We start from the raw sequence: 17,214 nt of genomic DNA on the forward strand, positions 1-17,214 counted from the left end.
GGGCTGGAATATCCAGCCCGGCCGGCGTTTGAGGACGAACTCGGTGAAGCCGGTGATAACGGCACGCACAGGGCCCTAGCAGGCGCCGCCCCTTACGGCGAAACCTCCTCCAACCGCCGCCCCGCGGTCTCCTCCGCCCCAAGGCCAGCCACCACAGCCCCTACCAGCGCAACAGCCCCCAGCATCACGAACACCGTCGACACATTCCCACCCGCGTACACGACCCCCACCACGATCGGCCCGAGGATGACACCCAGCCGATTCATCGCCCCGCCCACGCTGCTCCCCAACGCCCGCATCCGCGTGGGAAAGAGCTCCGGCGTGTACAGGTACAGGCAGATGTTGGACCCGAAGAAGAAGACGGCCGCGAGTGACGTCCACACCAGGACCTGCACCGGCGTCCCCGCGCCCACCCCCGCGAGCGCCACCAGCATCAGCGCCGCCCCACCCAGACACCCGGCGATGACCTTCCGCCGCCCGAGGCGGTCCACCGTCAGCGCCGCCACGAGACAGCCGAGCAGACCCGCGCAGGACGTGACCGTCGAGTAGAGCAGCGCGTCCGAGAGGGAGAGGTCGTAGCGGTTCTGGTAGATCGTCGGGAGCCAGGACGTGATCCCGTAGTTGACGAAGTACCCGGCGAACCAGAGCACCCCGATCACCAGCGTCCGGCGGCGATAGCGGCCGGTGAACAGTCCGCGCAAGCCGGAAGCCTCCTCCCCGGGGGCCGCGACGGGGACGGGCAGCGCCTCGGACACCGGCGGCAAGGGTTTTCCGGTGATCCGCTCGACCTCCGCCTCGATGCCGGACATCACCTCGGCCGCCTCCTGCGCCTTCCCGTGGTCCGCGAGCCACCGCGGCGACTCGGGAACCTTGCGCTGTACGAGGATGCAGAGCAGGCCGGGCACCGCCGCGAGCACGTACATCCAGCGCCAGCCCAGGATCGGCACCACCCAGGCCGCGACCAGCGCGCCCACGGTCAGCCCCGCCGGGAACACCAGCTCGTAGAGGAGGACGAAGCGGCCACGCTGGTGGCTGCGGGTGATCTCGGCGATGAAGGTCGCCGCCACCGGCACCTCACCCCCGATCGCCAGGCCCTGGACGAAGCGCAGGGCCATGAACGCGTCGGGCGACGTGGAAACGGACAGGGCCAGGTTGGCGACGCTGGACAGCGCGATGCACAGCGCGATGACCTTCACCCGGCCGATCCGGTCCGCGAGCCGCCCGGAGAGCAGCGCCCCGATCAGCATGCCGATCGAGCCGACGGTGAGCAGCAGCGTCGCGGCGGACGTGCTGAGGTCCCACTCCCGGCGCAGGTCGGGCAGGGCGTAGGCGATCAGGAGCTGGTCGAAGGCCTCGAAGAAGGTGACCGCGCCCACGATGAGCCGGACGGTGACGTGCCAGCGGCACAGGGGGAGCCGTTCGAAGCGGGCGGCTATGGCGGCCCGGACCGCTCGGTCCGGGGAAGCATCGATCGTCATGCGGGAACTCCGCTGCTGAGGGGGCGGGGATGAGCAGGGGCAGGGACGAGCGGGGGCGGGGACGAGCGGGGGCGGGGACGAGCGGGGCGGCGGAACGCGACGGCCGCGGAGTCTGGGGAAACGCGGACCAAGAAGCGAGTAAGCGCAAAGTTTCTAAGCGCTTAAGTTGTACCGTCCCGGCACCGGAGCGCGTCAAGAGTCTCCGCAGGGGAAATCCTCCAAGACCGTCGACGAGTAGGTCTTGCGTTCCAGATATTTAAGCCCTTAGATTTCTAGCACTTACCGAAGAGCGCTCGGCGTTCACCCGGAACCCTTCCTTCAAGTTCCGTGCGGCCACGCTCCGTTCGATCACGTCCCGTTCCGCCAGGAGGCCCCCATGCCCCGCATCCCAGCCGACGAAGCGCTCATCGCGGGCGAGTGGCGACGCGGCGCGGGCGCCCCGGCCGACAGCGTCGACCCGGCGACGGGCCGCGTCATCGCCACCGTCCACGCGGTCTCCCCCGACGAGGTCGCCGAAGCGGCCCGGGGGGCGGCACAGGCCGCCGCCGACCCGCGCTGGCGCGATCTCCTGCCCCACCGCCGCGCCCTGCTCCTGCACCGCGTCGCCGAGCTGATCGAGGAGTCCGCGGACGACCTCGCCGCCCTGCAGACCGCCGACACCGGCAAGGCGCTCACCGAGACCCGCGCCCTGGTGGGCAGCGCGGCGGCCACCTTCCGCTACACGGCCGCCGCCCTGGAGACCGCCGAGGAGGCGATCACGCCCTCGCGCGGCGACTACGTGACGCTGAGCGTGTACGAGCCGATCGGGGTCGTCGGCGCGATCAACCCCTGGAACTCCCCCGTCGCCAGCGACGCCCAGAAGCTCGCCCCGGCCCTCGCCGCCGGGAACGCGGTGCTGCTCAAGCCCGCCGAGTGGACCCCGCTCGTCTCGCTGGCGCTCGGCCGTCTCATCACGCGCGCCCTGGACGAGTTCGGGCTCCCCGCCGCTCTGCTGTCCGTCCTCACCGGGCGCGGCAGCGTCGTCGGGGACGCGATCGTCCGCGATCCGCACGTCGGCAAGGTCACCTTCACCGGCGGCACGAGCACCGGCCGCACGCTCGCCCACGCGGCCGCCGAGAAGCTGATGCCCCTCTCGCTCGAACTGGGCGGCAAGTCGCCGACGGTCGTCCTCGCCGACGCCGACGTCGAGCAGGCCCTGGCAGGCGTGATGTTCGGGATCTTCTCCTCCAGCGGACAGTCCTGCATCGCGGGGTCACGGCTCTTCGTCGCCCGCGAGCTGTACGAGGACTTCGTGGGCGAACTCGTCCGGAGAGTAGGGAAGTTGCGCGTCGGGCCCGGTACCGCGTCCGACACCCAGGTCGCGCCGCTCGTACATCACAAGCACCGGGACTCCGTCGCCTCGTACGTCGATCTCGCGCGCGAGGAAGGCGCGCGGGTGCTGTGCGGCGGCGGTGTGCCGCAGGGCGAGCAGTTCCGGGACGGGGCGTACTACCTGCCCACCGTCCTGGACGGCCTGCCCAACTCCTCGCGGACCTGCCAGGAGGAGATCTTCGGGCCCGTCCTGGTCGCACTGCCCTTCGACGACGAGGACGACCTCGTACGGCAGGCCAACTCCAGTGTCTACGGCCTCGCCTGCGGCATCTGGACCCGCGACCACCGGGCCGCCTGGCGGATCGCGCGGCGCGTCGACGCGGGCACCGTCTGGATCAACACCTACAAGCAGTTCAGCATCGCCACGCCCTTCGGCGGCATGAAGGAGAGCGGACTCGGCCGCGAGAAGGGCCGCGACGGCATCCGCGCCCATCAGCGCCAGAAGTCCCTGTACTGGGGCGTCACCGACGCGCCTCTCCCCTGGGCCAACTGAACCCCGTACCTCTGGAGCAGGTCATGTCCCCACTCACCACCACCCGGCCCCCGATCGCCCGGCTGCGCGCCCTGCGCTCCGTCGAGCTCCTCACGCCCTCCTTCACCGAGGCCGCCGACTTCTACCAGGAGGTCTGGGGCCTGGAGAGCGTCGAGTCCGAGCGCGGCACGGCCGCCTGGCTGCGCGGCACCGGCGCCGAGCACCACGCCCTCCAGCTCACCCGTGCCGACCGCACGGGCCTCGGCAAGCTCTCCTTCGCCGTGGGCACGCCCGCCGAGGTCGACGAGGCCGCGCGCAGGCTGCTCGCCCGCGGCATCACTCCGGTCTCCGGGCCGGGGCCGCTCGACCAGGTCGGCGGCGGCTACGGCCTGCGCTTCACCGACCCCGAGCACCGCCTGATCGAGATCAGCGCGGAGGTCCACGCGGTCGCGCCGCGCGGCCAGGACGGCGCCGTGCCGGTCGGCGTCACGCACGCGGTGCTCAACACGGCGGACATCGACGCCTCCGTCGCCTTCTACGTCGACGTACTCGGCCTGCGCGTCTCCGACTGGTCCGAGCATCAGATGGCGTTCCTGCGCTGCAACGCCGACCACCACTGCATCGCCTTCAACCAGGCCCAGTGGGCCTCGCTCAACCACGTGGCGTACGAGATGAGTTCGGTCGACCACTTCATGCGGGGCCTGGGCCGGCTCAGGCACCACGGCATCGACCCGCAGTGGGGCCCCGGACGCCACGGCCCCGGCAACAACACCTTCTCCTACTTCACCGACCCCTCCGGGCTCGTCTGCGAGTACACCTCCGAGGTCGCACAGATCGTCGAGGACGCGTGGATCGCCCGCGTCTGGCGGCGGGTGCCCGAGCTGTCCGACCTGTGGGGGACGGCGGGGCCGCCGTCGAAGGAGATCCGCTGCCACATGGCGGGCTCGCCCGACCCGGGGCCGCTGTCCCCCCGCACCACACTGGAGGTCCAGGCATGACGCGCGTACGCAAGGTCGGCATCGTCGGCTGGGGCGCCATCGGCCGGGTGGTCGGTGCCGCGCTCGCCGAACACCGCGTCACCGGCGCCGAGTTGACGTGCCTCGTGGACAACCGTCCGCTCGGCGAGAGCGCACCCGCCCCGCAGGTCTCCTTCGACGAGGCCATGGAGCGCTGCGACCTCATCGTGGAGGCGGCGGGCCAGGGTGTCGTACGGGAGTGGGGCGAGCGGGTGCTCGCCTCCGGGACCGATCTGCTGATCGCCTCGACCGGGGCGCTCACCGACGAGGAGCTGTCCAAACGGCTGCTGGCCGCAGGGCCCGGCCGGGTGTACTTCACCGGGGGCGCGGTCGGCGGGCTCGATCTGCTGCAGGCGGTGCGTTCGCTCGGGCCGCTCGACGAGGTGCGGCTGACCACCACGAAGCTGCCGTCCACCCTCGAACAGCCCTGGATGGACGCGGAGTTGCTGTCCCGGATGCGGACGGCCACCGGCCCGGTCGTGGTCATGTCCGGGACCGCGCGGGACGTCCCGGTGAAGTTCCCCAAGTCGACGAACGTCGCGGCCTCGGTCGCCCTGGCCGTCGGCGACCTGGACGCCGTGCGGGTCCAGGTCGTCGCCGACCCCGGCGCCCACCACACGCGGCATGTCGTCGAGGCGTCCGGCGCGCACGGCACGTACCGCTTCGAGGTCGCGCATCTGCCGGACCCGGGCAACCCGGCGACCAGCCAGGTCGTGCCGTACGCGGTCCTGCGCAGCCTCGCCGCGCTCGCGGGGCGGACGGGGCAGATCCTGTGAGCGTCCACCCCTCGGCCGTCCATGTGGAGGAGGCGGGCGAGCACGGCCCGCTCCTGCTCTGTCTGCACGGCATCGGCTCCTCGTCCGCCGCCTTCGCGCCGCAGCTCGCCGACCTTTCCGCGTACGTGCGGGTCGTGGCCTGGGACGCTCCCGGGTACGCCAAGTCCGCTGATCCGGCAGGCCCGTTGGACCTGGACGGCTTCGCGGACGCGGCAGCCGCCCTCATCCGCGAGCGCGGCGCCAGCGCCCATGTACTCGGCGTCTCGTGGGGCGGGGTGATCGCGCTTCGGCTCGCGGCCCGGCACCCCGGGCTCGTCGACTCGCTGATCGTCGCGGACTCCAGCGCGGGCTCCGGAACCGACCCCGCCAAGGCCGACGCCATGCGGCAGCGGGCCGCCGAGCTCGCGGAGCTCGGGCCGCGGGAGTTCGCCGAGCGGCGCGGGCCCCGGCTCGTCTCGCCGGACGCGCCCGCTCAGCTCGTCCGGCGGGTCGTCGACACCATGGCCGCGTCCGTGCGCCTGCCCGGATACGCGTACGCCGCCGAGTCCATGGCCGGCGCCGATCTGCGCCCCGAGATCCCCTCCGTCACCGCCCCCGCCCTCGTCCTCTGCGGCGAGCAGGACCAGGTCACCGGCGCCGAGGCCTCGCAGGCCATCGCCGGAGCCCTGCACAAATCCGCCTACGTGATCGTCAAGGACGCCGGTCACCTGGCCAACCAGGAGCGGCCCGGGGCGTTCAACGCCTGGGTCCTCTCCCACCTCCGCATCACCGCCCGTATCCCCGAGCACCTCTGACCCTCCCCGAACATCCCCGAACATCCCTGAACATCCCTGAACAGGAGCTTCCTCATGCCTCTGACCACCACCGAGTACGACAACGGCGGCGACCTCGGCACGTACACCGACTCCCTGATCGCCACCAAGGAGTCCCGTGTCGCGGACTTCAGCACGCTGTCCTTCCAGGAGAAGGCGGGCCCGCAGTACCGCCGCGGCCAGATCCGGTACGTCGGTTCCGGCGCGACCGGCAACCACGAGAACGACAGCCGCATCCTGCCGTCCGGCGGCTTCACCTTCTCCAACATGCTGCTCCCGCCCGGCGCCGAGGGCCCCGAGCACACCCACCACGACGTCGAGGAGGCCTTCTTCGTCCTGGAGGGGCAGGTCAAGGTGGGCATCCACCGGGGCTCCGACGAGGCCGAGTACCGCACGCTCGGCTACCGCGACATGATCGTCGTCCCGGCGGGCGTGGCGCGCTCCCTGAAGAACGAGGGCGACACCGACGCGCTGTTCTGCGTGGTCATCGGCACCCAGAAGCCGCAGGTGCCGACGTACCCCGAGCACTCGCCGATGCACGGCGTCACCCGTGACTGAGGTGTCCCCCACGGCTGACGGCCGCACCGTCGTCATCACCGGCGCGGGCCGTGGCCTGGGACTTGCCATGGCCCGCCGGGCGGGCGAGGACGGCTTCCGGGTCGTCGTCGCGGAGGTGGACGCGGTGCGGGGCGGGGAGGCCGCCGCCGAGCTGTGTGCGCGGGGCCTGGACGCGCATTTCGTACGGTGCGATGTGGCGGACCCGGCGTCGGTCGACGAACTGGCGGCTTCCGTGAGCGAATTGGGGCCGCTGTACGGCCTGGTCAACAATGCCGCGCTCGCCGACGGCGTCGGCGGCAAGGAGTTCCAGGACATCGACGTCGAGGTGTGGGACCGCCTGATGGCGGTCAACGCCCGCAGCCCGTGGCTGGTCGCCAAGGCCCTCCACCCGTTGTTCCGCTCCCCCGGCCGGATCGTCAACATCGCCTCGGACGCCGCCCTCTACGGATCGCCGCGGCTGGCCCACTACATCGCATCCAAGGGCGCGGTCATCGCGCTGACCCGGGCGATGGCGCGTGAGCTCGGCGACAAGGGGGTCACCGTGAACGCCGTGGCACCGGGCCTCACCGAGGTCGAGGCCACGGAGGCGGTGCCCGCCGAGCGGCACGAGCTCTACCGGGGCAACCGGGCGATCTCGCGTCCGCAGCGGCCGGACGATCTCGTCGGGCTCGTCTCCTTCCTCCTCTCCGAGGAGTCCCGCTATCTGACCGGACAGGTGGTCGCCGTGAACGGCGGCTTCACCATGAACTGACGTAACGGAGCCTCTAGTTATGGATCTGGGCCTCTCCGACCGGACCGTCCTGGTCACCGGCGGCAGCTCGGGCGTCGGCCTGGCCACGGTCCGCGCCCTGCTCGACGAGGGCGCGAACGTCGCGACCTGCGGGCGTGACGCCGACCGGCTGGCCAAGGCGGCAGCCCGCATCGGCGGCGGCGACCGTCTCCTCACGGGCGTGTGCGACGTACGTGACGCGGACGCCGTGCGGGAGTTCACCGCGCGTGCGGCCGACACCTTCGGCTCGGTCGACGGGCTCGTCAACAATGCGGGGCAGTCCCGCATGAAGGGCCTCGACGACTCGACCGCCGAGGACTGGCGCGACGAGCTGGAGCTGAAGTTCGCCGGGGTACTCAACCCCCTGCACGCGGCGCGCCCGCACCTGGCGGCGTCGGACGCGGCCGGCGTCGTCAACGTCAACGCGGTCCTCGCCAAGCAGCCCGAGCCGCGCCTCATCACCACGAGCGCGGCCCGCGCGGGCATCCTCAACCTCTCCAAGTCCCTGGCCACGGAGCTCGCCCCGGAGGGCATCCGGGTCAACTCGGTCTGCCTGGGCCTGATCGACACCGGTCAGTGGACCCGCCGCCACGCTGCCGCGGAACCGGGTCTGTCGTACGAGGACTGGCAGGCGGAGCTCGCCGCGGACCGCGGCATCGCGCTCGGGCGCCTCGGCCGCGCGGAGGAGGTCGCGTACGCGATCGTCGCGCTGCTCTCGCCCCGCGCCTCGTACATCACAGGCACCAGCATCGACGTCTGCGGCGGCGTCGCCCGCGGCATCCTCTGAGGAGCACACCCCATGCCACCCACGCCATCCACGCCGCCCACGCGCTACGCCACCGGCGGTGATCTCCTCGTCGCCGTCCTGCGGGAGCTGGGCATCGACACGGTCTTCGGGATCGTCAGCGTGCACAATCTGCCGCTGGTCGAGGCGGTCGACCGGGAGCTGCGCTTCGTGCCGGTGCGCCACGAGGCGACCGCGGTGAACGCCGCCGACGCCTACGGCAGGGCGCGCGGCTCCCTGGGCTGCGCGCTCACCTCGACGGGCACGGGCGCCGGCAACGCGGCCGGTTCCCTGATCGAGGCGCTGAGCGCGGGCACCTCCGTGCTGCACGTCACGGGCCAGGTGGAAACCGAGTTCCTGGGCAGCGGCCGCGGCTTCATCCACGAGACCAAGGACCAACTGGGCATGCTCGGCGCGGTGTCCAAGTACGCCGCGACGGTGCACTCCACCGACATGGCGGGCCGGATCCTGCGCGAGGCGGCGCGTGCGGCGCTGTCGGACCCGGGCGGCCCGGCGAGCGTGGAGTGGCCGGTGGACCTGCAGTACGCGGCCCAGACGGACACGCCCGACACGGCGGCGCCCGCGCCGGTGCCTCCGCAGCCCGCCCGGAGCGAGCTGGCGGCGGCGGGCGCCCTGCTGGCAGCCGCCCGACGCCCCCTCATCTGGGCCGGCGGCGGAGCCACCCGGGCCCGTGCCGAGCTGGCCGAGCTGCTTCACGCCACCGGGGCGGGGCTCCTCACCTCCAACTCCGGGCGGGGTTCCGTGCCCGAGGATCATCCGCAGGTCGTCGGGAACTTCGCCACCACCCCGGGCGCCCGCGCCCTCCTCGCCCACGCGGATCTGCTCCTGACCATCGGCACGCACTTCCGGTCCAACGAGACCGCCGACTACGGGCTCGCGCTGCCCGGAGCGCACATCCAGGTCGACATCGACGCCGACGCCCTGGGCCGGGTGTACCCGGCGCCGCACGCCCTGCACGGGCACGCTCCCGACGTGCTCGCCGCCCTGCTGCCGCACGCCCGGCGGGCCGACGAGAGCTGGACGCGGCGGGTCGCCGACGTCCGCGACGACGTCCGCGCCACGCTGCACGACAACATCGGCCCCCAGGCGGCGATCTGCGACGCCATCCGTGCCGCGCTGCCCCGCGAGGCGGTCGTCGCCCGCGACGTGACCATCCCCTCCAGCAGCTGGGGCAACCGGCTCCTGGACATGTATGACCCCCGCGACAACGTCTTCCCGCGCGGCGGCGGCATCGGACAGGGGCTCGGCATGGGCATCGGCGCCGCGCTGGCACGGCCCGACGCCCCCACCGTCGTCCTCGCGGGGGACGGCGGCCTCGCCGTCCACCTGGGCGAGCTCCTCACGCTCGCCCAGGAGCGGCCCCGGCTGACCCTGATCGTCTTCAACGACGGCGGCTACGGCGTGCTGCGCAACATGCAGGACCGCCACAGCGAGCGCCGCTCCGGCGTGGACCTCACCACTCCCGACTTCGAACTCCTGGCCCAGGCCTGCGGGTTGCCCTACGCCAGGATCGCCGCCGAGGAGGACGCGCGGCCCGTGATCAGCCATGCCGTCGCCTCCGACGGGCCGACCCTCGTCGAGGTCGACCTGGCCCGCCTGGGACCGATGAAGAACCCGTTCACCCCACCCGTCAAGATCCCCGGCCAGTGAGGAGGACCGACCCCACATGAGCGAGAACGCGAGCGAACTCACCCTGCTGGTACGCCGTATGACCTGGGAGGCGGACGGAGTCCTCTCCGTCGAGCTCGCCCACCCGGACGGCAAGCCGCTGCCCGCCTGGGCCCCCGGCGCGCACCTCGACCTCCATACGGGCGGCCACGTACGCCAGTACAGCCTGTGCGGCGACCCGCGCGACGTGTCCTCGTACCGCATCGGCGTCCTCGACGAGGCGTCCTCGCGCGGCGGTTCACGGTACGTGCACACCAAGCTGCGGCCCGGCCAGCCGGTCACCGCCTCCGAGCCGCGCAACCACTTCGCGCTCGAGGACGCACCCGGCTACCTCTTCATCGCGGGCGGCATCGGCGTCACCCCGCTCCTCGCCATGGCCCGCGAGGCCGCACGGGCCGGAGCCGACTGGCGCATGGTGTACGGCGGACGCACTCGGGGATCGATGGCCTTCACCGAGGAACTCGCCGCACTGGACGGCGACTTGAGCGTCGTGCCGCAGGACGAGCACGGGCACATCGATCTCGCCGCGGCCCTCGAAGGGCTGCCCGACGACGCGCTCGTGTACTGCTGCGGCCCCGAGCCGCTGCTCGCGGCCGTGGAAGCCCTCTGCCCCGCGGACCGGCTGCGCCTGGAGCGGTTCTCCGCGCCCGTCGTGGAGCGGGCCGGGGACGACTCCGCGTTCGAAGTGGAGTGCCGCTCGTCCGGCCGCACCCTCACCGTGGGCCCCGACACGTCCATCCTGCGGGCCGCGGAGGCCGCCGGTCTGAGCGTCAGCAGCTCCTGCCAGGAAGGCATCTGCGGCAGCTGCGAGACCCGCGTGCTCGACGGCACGCCCGACCACCGCGACTTCCTGCTCAGCGAGGCCGAGCACGCCGCCAACACCTCGATGATGATCTGCGTCTCGCGCTGCGCGTCGGGCCGCCTCGTCCTCGATCTGTGATTCCCCGATCCGTGATTTCCGATCCGTGATTTCCCACCGGAGGCAACAGTGACCGCCACCTGGCCCTACCTGGACATCCACCAGTCCCGTACGCACGAGCCGACCCCCTACGAGTACAAGCTCGCGGCCACCCTCGAAGAGGTCTTCACCAAGGACGGCCATGAACTCGCCGATGTCGTACGCGGCTTGAACAGCCGTCAGGTCCACGCGCCCGACGGCGCCGCCTGGACCGAAGAGTCCTTCCGTGCCGAGATGAACCGACTGGGAGCGTGACCCCGATGACCACCCCTACCCTCCGCGCCGGCCTCACCGCTTCCGCCGACCACATCTACGCCACGGGTCTGCGCAACCAGTGGCACCCCGTCGTCCCCTCGGACTTCGTCGCCCCCGGCGCCATGCGCAAGGTCACCGCGCTCGGCGAGCAGTGGCTGCTCTTCCGCCGCTCGGACGGCGCCCTGTCGATGCTCGCCGACCGCTGCCCGCACCGCGGGGCGCCCCTCTCGCTGGGCAAACACCTGGGCGACCGGGTGGCCTGCTGGTACCACGGCGTGGAGGTGGAGACCGACGGCACCGTCTCCTCCGTACCGGGCCTGCCCGGCTGCAATCTGGAGGGCAAGAAACTCGTCACGTCGCTGCCCGTGCGGGAGATCGGCGGCGCGGTCCTCGCGTACTTCGGCGACGAGAAGCACCCCGAACCGGCCGAACTGACGCTGCCCGAGCCGCTCACCGACCCCGACGTCGACGCGATCCTCTGCTACGCGGAGTGGAACGGCCCCTGGCGGTTCGCGGTGGAGAACCTCCTCGACCCGATGCACGGCGCGTTCCTGCACCACGACTCGCACACGATGTACGACGGCGACACCACCGCCAAGTTCCGCATCCGGGAGACGGACCGCGGCTACTTCTTCGAGAAGACCGACCAGCGAGGCGTGAACTTCGACTGGGTCGAGCTGTGCCGCACCGGCGTGGACTGGGTGGACCTGACCATTCCGTACCCGCCGTCGGCAGGGCCCGGCGGCCCGTTCGGCATCGTCGGCATGGTCTGCCCGGTCGACGAGAACCGCACCGGCGTCTTCTTCTGGCGCTACCGCCGTGTCCAGGGCTGGCAGCGCGACACCTGGCGCTTCCTCTACAAGACGCTCATCGAGGAGCGCCACTGGCAAGTCCTCGAACAGGACCGCGTGATGCTGGAGGCGATGCCCGCCGACGCCGACCAGCGCGAGAACCTCTACCAGCACGACCTGGGCGTGGTCCGGCTGCGCCGGATGTACCGCGCGGAGGCTGAGGCTCAGGCCTCGGCTTCGTGAGGCTCGTCCGATTCGGTGATCGACCGCTCCAGCTTGGACATCAGGCGGGCCAGTTGGCGGCATTCGGCCGGGGTGAGCCCGCCGAGCATCCGGCGTTCGTTGTCGAGGTGCTCGGCGAACACCTCATCGATCTTGGCGAGGCCCGTATCGGTGAGCCGTGAGTAGACGACGCGGCGGTCCTCCGCGTCGCGCTCGCGCACGATCAGACCGTCCTTCTCCAGCCGGTCGATGCGCAGCGTCACCCCGGCCGACGAGACGAGACCGGAGTCGGCGAGCTGGCCCGCCGTGAGCCGGTAGGGCGCCCCGGCCCTGCGCAGCGCGGTCAGCACGTCGAAGCCGGCGACCGCGAGGCCGTGCCGCTCGATCGCCGTGGTGAGCCGGGTGTTGTAGCGCAGGAAGGTCCGGTGCAGCCGCGCGAGGACCTCCAGGGGCGCGGTGTCGAGTTCCGGCCGTTCTCGCGCCCAGTCCTCGATGATCGATGCGACCGCGTCCCGCTGGGCCCCCGCCGACTTCTTCCCGGCCATGTGCCGTAGCCTCCCTCTCGCCCGTCCCGCGGTCAGTTCGGTCAGTAGGGAAATCTTAGCCCTGAGAGAAGTACGCTCCCCACGGCGCTCCCCCGTGACCGCCGCGGGGGATATTCGGCGGACCCCCGTGCGCGACAGCCCCAGGACACGCCATAATCGTCCGATACATCGGATGTCTTCTGTCTTGTGAGGCGAGGTCCCCATGGCTGTCACCGACGAAGCCATCGAAAAGATCAAGGGCATGATCGTCTCCGGTGCGCTGCGCCCCGGCGACCGGCTGCCCAAAGAGAGTGAACTCGCCGCTGACCTGGGCCTTTCGCGGAACTCACTGCGCGAGGCGGTGCGCGCCCTCTCGCTGATCCGCATTCTCGACGTACGCCAGGGCGACGGTACGTACGTCACGAGCCTGGACCCGCAGCTGCTGCTCGAAGCCCTGAGTTTCGTCGTCGACTTCCACCGCGACGACACGGTCCTGGAGTTCCTCGCCGTACGCCGCATCCTGGAGCCGGCCGCCACGGCGATGGCGAGCGCCCACATCACCGAGGCCGAACTCGACGTGCTGACCTCACAGTTGGACGCCCTGGGGGCGGCGCCGTCGGTGGAGGAACTGGTCGCCTGCGACCTGGAGTTCCACCGCGGCATCGTGCAGTCGTCCGGCAACTCGGTGCTCTGCTCGCTCCTCGACGGCCTCTCCGGGCCCACCACCCGGGCCCGCATCTGGCGCGGCCTCACCCAGGAGGACGCCGTCAGCCGCACCCTGCACGAGCACCGCGCGATCCTCACCGCGCTGCGCGACCGCGACGCCGAGGCGGCGAGGTCGTGGGCGACGGTGCACATCGCGAGCGTGGAGCAGTGGCTGCGCTCGACGCTGTGAAGCAGGGCCGCCGAGGGAGTGCGCGGGCCTCTCACGGGGCAGTGATCCGGTCATCGGAGCCCGCGCGAGGGGGCTGCGGAGGGCCCCGCCGGACGCCGTAAGGTTGGGGCGTACGTAAAGGACATCGGAAGGAGGCCTGGGTGATCGAGCTCGAGGGAGTTCCCGAGCTGGTCGACCCGGTCATGGTGGCCGCGTTCGAGGGCTGGAACGACGCCGGCGACGCCGCCTCCACCGCGGTCGCGCATCTGGACAAGGAGTGGAAGGGCGAGGTCTTCGCGGCGCTGGACGCCGAGGACTACTACGACTTCCAGGTCAACCGCCCCACGGTCTTCCTGGAAGGCGGCGTCCGCAAGATCACCTGGCCGACGACCCGGCTCTCGGTGGTCCGCGTGGGCGGCGACAAGCCCCGTGACCTCGTGCTGGTCCGCGGGATCGAGCCGTCGATGCGCTGGCGCTCGTTCTGCAACGAGATCCTGGGCTTCGCCCACGAACTGGGCGTGGAGCTCGTGGTGATCCTGGGCGCGCTGCTCGGCGACACCCCGCACACCCGCCCCGTGCCGGTCAGCGGCGTCACGTCCGACGCGGACCTGGCCCGCACCATGGACCTGGAGGAGACGAAGTACGAAGGCCCGACGGGCATCGTCGGCATCCTCCAGGAGGCGTGCACGCACGCGGGCGTCCCGGCGGTCAGCCTCTGGGCGGCCGTCCCGCACTACGTCTCGCAGCCGCCGAACCCGAAGGCCACGCTCGCGCTCCTGAACCGTCTCGAAGACCTCATCGGCCTGCGGATCCCCCTCGGCGACCTCGCCGAGGACGCGCGGGCCTGGCAGGTGGGCGTGGACCAGCTCGCGGCCGAGGACAGCGAGGTCGCCGAATACGTCCAGTCGCTCGAGGAGGCCCGGGACACGGCCGAGCTGCCCGAGGCGACCGGTGAGGCGATCGCCAGGGAGTTCGAGCGCTATCTGCGGCGGCGCGACGGCGGCGGTCCGCCGCAGCCCGGCGGCCATGCCACGGAGGGCGGGGACGCGGCCTCGTACCTGCGCGACGGCCCCGGCGAGCGCACCCGGCCGCCGAAGCCGCAGCCGCGTGCGGAGGCCCCGGACGCGGAGACGGACGACGAGAGCAGCGGCGAAACCGGACCGGCTGATTCCTCCGAGGAATGACCGGAACGACCGTTTCGTAGACGCGTACGAAGCTGAGCATGGGGCGGCATCCGCAAGGGTGCCGCCCCGCTTCATTGCCCGCGAGCCATTGCCCGCGAGCGCCGTGAGCATGGCCGGATCGAGGCGTGGCATCGACTTCCGGACGAAGTGCCCGGGATTCCCCGAACGCCTTGATTTCAAACGGAGTTGGGGCAAAGGGGGTGGACTACCGCGTGCGGCGGGAGCAGGGTGCGGGAAGGCCCAATGCCCGAAGGGGGCGGTGAAGCGATGACCGACCAGGTAGAGCCGGCAGGCGGCCCGGGAGCCAGTGGCCCCGGACCCGACGGGGCGGGATTCACCTACCGCGCGTCCGAGCAGGAGCTGATCGTCGTCGCACGGCCCGAGGCCCGGCTGCGCGCCCGGGCCGAGGGCGTCCGCTCGGCGGCGGGCTCCGACGTGTCGGCCCTGAACATGTTCCTCGGCGATGAACAGCTCGCCCTGGAGCCGTTGTTCGGCAACGAGGAGCGCCTTCACTCCACGGACCGGCGGCACGTCGGAACGGATGGCGGTGACGGCAACGGCAACGACGTACCGGATCTGGCACTCTTCTACCGCGTGCGCGGCGGCGAGGGCAGGGCGCAGGAGCTGCGCTCGCGGATAGCGGCGCTGCCGGGGATCGACACGGCGTACGTCAAGCCGGGCGCGGTCCCTGCGTCGCTCGGCTCGACGGACCGCCCCGGGGCGCCCGACCTGGGCGAATCCGGGCGCCGCAAGGAGGGCGCACCCGTCACCCCCGACTTCACCGGCCGCCAGGGCTATCTGCGCCCCGCGCCCGAAGGCGTCGACGCCCAGTGGGCGTGGCAGCGGCTCGGCGGCTCGGGCGAGGGCGTCACGGTGATCGACATCGAGGGCGCCTGGCAGCTGGGCCACGAGGACCTGACGGGCAAGCTCGCGGGCGTGGTCATCGGCACGCCGATTCAGGACGTGGCCTGGCGCAACCACGGCACCGCGGTGATCGGCGTGATCGGCGGCGACCGCAACTACGTGGGCATCTCCGGCATCGTGCCCGAGGCCATGACCGCCGCCGCCTCCTTCCAGCCCCTGGGCACCGCGGCCACGATCCACGCGGCGGCGCAGCGGCTCGGCCCCGGTGACATCATCCTGATCGAACTGCACCGCCCAGGCCCGCGGTTCGACTTCGCGCCGCGCGACGACCAGCGGGGCTACATCGCCCTGGAGTGGTGGCCCGACGACTACGCGGCGATCCGGTACGCCGGCGCGAAGGGCGTCATCGTCGTCGGCGCCGCGGGCAACGGGGCGGAGTCCCTGGACGACGCCGTGTACGAGCGCAGGCCCGACGAGTTCCCCCCGTCGTGGCGCAACCCCTTCAACCCTTCCAACCGGCCGTCCGGCGCCGTCCTGGTCGGCGCGGGCGCACCGCCGCCCGGCACCCACGGCCGCGACCACGGCCCGGACCGCTCGCGCCTGGCCTTCTCCAACTACGGCGCCCGCCTCGACGCGCAGGGCTGGGGCCGCGAGACCACCACGACCGGCGGCTCCTGGAACCAGCCGGGCGATCTGCAGGGCGGCCCCGACGAGATCGCCTGGTACACGGACACGTTCTCCGGCACCTCGTCCGCGTCGCCGGTCGTCGTCGGCGCCCTGGCCTGCCTCCAGGGCATGCTGAAGGCGGCGGGGCAGCAGCTGATGACGCCCGCCCGCGCACGGACGGTGCTGCGCTCCACGGGCTCGCCGCAGCAGGACGCGCCGGGCCGCCCGGCCTCGCAGCGCATCGGCAACCGCCCCGACATCAAGTCGGCGGTCACCAACCTGCTGCCGTCGGCGGTCGGCTCGGGCCGGGCCGAGCGCTACTGGGACGAGCTGCTCCCCTATCCCCCCGAACTCCCGCCGCGCCTGCGGCTGTTCGTCGCCGGGGAGTGGCGCAACCTGAACGACCCGTCCCCCGACATCCGCCAGGCGGTGCGCGAGGCGTTCGCGGGCGGGCACCCCGACGTACGCGTCTGGTTCTCGGACGACGAGGTCGTCGGCCTGGTCGTCGCGGGCTGAAGCAGCACGTACGTCAAGGAGAGACCGAGGAACGACCGAGGGAAGACCGAGGGAAGGTGGCACCACATGAGCACCACCCCGCACATGCATCCCATGCAGCAGCAAGGCCGCCAACAGAGCCCGAGCACCTCGCCGCCGCAACAGCCGCAGCAGCCGCAACAAGCACAACAGCCGCAACAAGCGCAGCAACCGCCGCACCTCCAGCAGCAGCTCCAGCAGCTCGGCCAGCAGCAGCCCTACCAGCAGCTGATCCAGCAGCTCGGCCAGGAGAGCGTCCCGCAGGCGCAAGCCCCGGAGATCTCCACCCAGGCGGTCTCGTCGGGCATCGCCACGTCGTTCTGGGACGTCGTCCAGCCTCTGCCGGGCCAGTCCTCCGTCCTCTACCTGATGATCGACAGCGCCTGGAAGGCGTTCATCAACCCGACCCAGCAGACCCGCAACGCGGTCCAGGAGGCCTTCGCCCACGGCCAGCAGGTGATCGGCTACTTCGACAGCACCAACCCGTCCTACCTCGTGGCCATCGTGATCACGACGAAGTGACGTACGGCTGGTGACCGACGGCGGCGCCGGGGGCAGGACGGAGCCCGCGTTCCAGGGTCGACTACCCAACTCACGCTGCCGACGAAGGAAATCGG

17 protein-coding genes are annotated in these 17,214 nt (G+C 71.9%); 15 read left to right on the plus strand and 2 right to left on the minus strand.

Translation table 11 applies throughout. The features are described 5' to 3' along the window. Positions 1-92: 92 nt before the first annotated feature. Positions 93-1,478, minus strand: a complete 1,386-nt coding sequence (locus ACFUPX_RS41960) for an MFS transporter (RefSeq protein WP_383334619.1) — start codon at positions 1,476-1,478, stop codon at positions 93-95. Positions 1,479-1,854: 376 nt separating this feature from the next. On the opposite strand from ACFUPX_RS41960, the gene ACFUPX_RS41965 reads away from it, so the two are divergent. Genes ACFUPX_RS41965 through ACFUPX_RS42015 form a run of 11 tightly spaced genes read left to right on the plus strand, consistent with a single transcriptional unit; the run spans position 1,855 to position 11,972 of the window. Beyond that, positions 1,855-3,342 (plus strand): aldehyde dehydrogenase family protein, encoded by a 1,488-nt coding sequence (locus tag ACFUPX_RS41965; RefSeq protein ID WP_383334621.1) that lies wholly within the window; start codon positions 1,855-1,857, stop codon positions 3,340-3,342. Positions 3,343-3,365: 23 nt separating this feature from the next. Then, positions 3,366-4,319, plus strand: a complete 954-nt coding sequence (locus ACFUPX_RS41970; protein ID WP_383334623.1) for a VOC family protein — start codon at positions 3,366-3,368, stop codon at positions 4,317-4,319. Continuing rightward, positions 4,316-5,113 (plus strand): aspartate dehydrogenase domain-containing protein, encoded by a 798-nt coding sequence (locus ACFUPX_RS41975; protein WP_383334625.1) that lies wholly within the window; start codon positions 4,316-4,318, stop codon positions 5,111-5,113. Before ACFUPX_RS41970 ends, ACFUPX_RS41975 begins: the two co-directional genes overlap by 4 nt. Next, positions 5,110-5,907, plus strand: coding sequence for an alpha/beta fold hydrolase (locus tag ACFUPX_RS41980; RefSeq protein WP_383334627.1), 798 nt, complete (start codon positions 5,110-5,112; stop codon positions 5,905-5,907). Before ACFUPX_RS41975 ends, ACFUPX_RS41980 begins: the two co-directional genes overlap by 4 nt. Positions 5,908-5,961: 54 nt before the next feature. Beyond that, on the plus strand, positions 5,962-6,483 hold the full coding sequence (locus ACFUPX_RS41985) for a cupin domain-containing protein (protein WP_383334629.1): 522 nt from the start codon (positions 5,962-5,964) through the stop codon (positions 6,481-6,483). A gap of 1 nt (position 6,484) precedes the next feature. Further along, positions 6,485-7,234, plus strand: a complete 750-nt coding sequence (locus ACFUPX_RS41990; protein ID WP_383334649.1) for an SDR family oxidoreductase — start codon at positions 6,485-6,487, stop codon at positions 7,232-7,234. A 19-nt stretch (positions 7,235-7,253) separates the two neighbouring features. After that, complete coding sequence (locus ACFUPX_RS41995) at positions 7,254-8,039, plus strand: SDR family oxidoreductase (RefSeq protein WP_383334631.1); 786 nt, start codon at positions 7,254-7,256, stop codon at positions 8,037-8,039. 12 nt (positions 8,040-8,051) lie between these two features. Beyond that, entirely contained in the window at positions 8,052-9,707 is a 1,656-nt protein-coding gene (locus ACFUPX_RS42000) for a thiamine pyrophosphate-binding protein (RefSeq protein ID WP_383334633.1), read from the plus strand. A 16-nt stretch (positions 9,708-9,723) separates the two neighbouring features. Next, a complete protein-coding gene (locus ACFUPX_RS42005) occupies positions 9,724-10,665 on the plus strand; it encodes a PDR/VanB family oxidoreductase (protein ID WP_383334635.1) in 942 nt (313 codons plus the stop codon). Positions 10,666-10,713: 48 nt separating this feature from the next. Beyond that, entirely contained in the window at positions 10,714-10,938 is a 225-nt protein-coding gene (locus tag ACFUPX_RS42010; RefSeq protein ID WP_383334637.1) for a recombinase-like helix-turn-helix domain-containing protein, read from the plus strand. A gap of 5 nt (positions 10,939-10,943) precedes the next feature. Next, positions 10,944-11,972 carry a Rieske 2Fe-2S domain-containing protein gene (locus ACFUPX_RS42015; RefSeq protein ID WP_383334639.1) on the plus strand — a complete coding sequence of 343 codons (1,029 nt, stop codon included), beginning with the start codon at positions 10,944-10,946 and terminating at the stop codon, positions 11,970-11,972. Here the strand turns inward: ACFUPX_RS42015 and ACFUPX_RS42020 are convergent. Then, on the minus strand, positions 11,954-12,496 hold the full coding sequence (locus tag ACFUPX_RS42020) for a MarR family winged helix-turn-helix transcriptional regulator (protein ID WP_383334641.1): 543 nt from the start codon (positions 12,494-12,496) through the stop codon (positions 11,954-11,956). The genes ACFUPX_RS42015 and ACFUPX_RS42020 overlap by 19 nt on opposite strands. A gap of 202 nt (positions 12,497-12,698) precedes the next feature. On the opposite strand from ACFUPX_RS42020, the gene ACFUPX_RS42025 reads away from it, so the two are divergent. The 4 genes from ACFUPX_RS42025 to ACFUPX_RS42040 all read left to right on the plus strand — a co-directional run bounded on the left by ACFUPX_RS42025 (position 12,699) and on the right by ACFUPX_RS42040 (position 17,119). Further along, the gene (locus ACFUPX_RS42025) at positions 12,699-13,370 is read left to right on the plus strand and encodes a FadR/GntR family transcriptional regulator (RefSeq protein WP_360772316.1); all 672 of its coding nucleotides are present in this window, start codon (positions 12,699-12,701) and stop codon (positions 13,368-13,370) included. A 140-nt stretch (positions 13,371-13,510) separates the two neighbouring features. Further along, positions 13,511-14,533, plus strand: coding sequence for a PAC2 family protein (locus ACFUPX_RS42030; RefSeq protein WP_383334643.1), 1,023 nt, complete (start codon positions 13,511-13,513; stop codon positions 14,531-14,533). Positions 14,534-14,800: 267 nt separating this feature from the next. Beyond that, complete coding sequence (locus ACFUPX_RS42035; protein WP_383334645.1) at positions 14,801-16,579, plus strand: S8 family peptidase; 1,779 nt, start codon at positions 14,801-14,803, stop codon at positions 16,577-16,579. 66 nt (positions 16,580-16,645) lie between these two features. Further along, the gene (locus ACFUPX_RS42040; protein ID WP_383334647.1) at positions 16,646-17,119 is read left to right on the plus strand and encodes a hypothetical protein; all 474 of its coding nucleotides are present in this window, start codon (positions 16,646-16,648) and stop codon (positions 17,117-17,119) included. Positions 17,120-17,214 lie beyond the last annotated feature (95 nt).

Origin of the sequence: Streptomyces sp. NPDC057302 (assembly GCF_042667685.1) — a bacterium.
GTDB lineage: Bacteria > Actinomycetota > Actinomycetes > Streptomycetales > Streptomycetaceae > Streptomyces.

Excerpts from the sequence above, each read along its gene's own strand:
- ACFUPX_RS42035 (WP_383334645.1), top strand. The coding sequence starts at position 14,801 with ATGACCGACCAGGTAGAGCCGGCAGGCGGCCCGGGAGCCAGTGGCCCC.
- ACFUPX_RS42020 (WP_383334641.1), bottom strand. The coding sequence starts at position 12,496 with ATGGCCGGGAAGAAGTCGGCGGGGGCCCAGCGGGACGCGGTCGCATCG.
- ACFUPX_RS42000 (WP_383334633.1), top strand. The coding sequence starts at position 8,052 with ATGCCACCCACGCCATCCACGCCGCCCACGCGCTACGCCACCGGCGGT.
- ACFUPX_RS41965 (WP_383334621.1), top strand. The coding sequence starts at position 1,855 with ATGCCCCGCATCCCAGCCGACGAAGCGCTCATCGCGGGCGAGTGGCGA.
- ACFUPX_RS42005 (WP_383334635.1), top strand. The coding sequence starts at position 9,724 with ATGAGCGAGAACGCGAGCGAACTCACCCTGCTGGTACGCCGTATGACC.
- ACFUPX_RS41970 (WP_383334623.1), top strand. The coding sequence starts at position 3,366 with ATGTCCCCACTCACCACCACCCGGCCCCCGATCGCCCGGCTGCGCGCC.
- ACFUPX_RS41995 (WP_383334631.1), top strand. The coding sequence starts at position 7,254 with ATGGATCTGGGCCTCTCCGACCGGACCGTCCTGGTCACCGGCGGCAGC.
- ACFUPX_RS42040 (WP_383334647.1), top strand. The coding sequence starts at position 16,646 with ATGAGCACCACCCCGCACATGCATCCCATGCAGCAGCAAGGCCGCCAA.
- ACFUPX_RS42025 (WP_360772316.1), top strand. The coding sequence starts at position 12,699 with ATGGCTGTCACCGACGAAGCCATCGAAAAGATCAAGGGCATGATCGTC.
- ACFUPX_RS41960 (WP_383334619.1), bottom strand. The coding sequence starts at position 1,478 with ATGACGATCGATGCTTCCCCGGACCGAGCGGTCCGGGCCGCCATAGCC.
- ACFUPX_RS41985 (WP_383334629.1), top strand. The coding sequence starts at position 5,962 with ATGCCTCTGACCACCACCGAGTACGACAACGGCGGCGACCTCGGCACG.
- ACFUPX_RS42015 (WP_383334639.1), top strand. The coding sequence starts at position 10,944 with ATGACCACCCCTACCCTCCGCGCCGGCCTCACCGCTTCCGCCGACCAC.
- ACFUPX_RS41975 (WP_383334625.1), top strand. The coding sequence starts at position 4,316 with ATGACGCGCGTACGCAAGGTCGGCATCGTCGGCTGGGGCGCCATCGGC.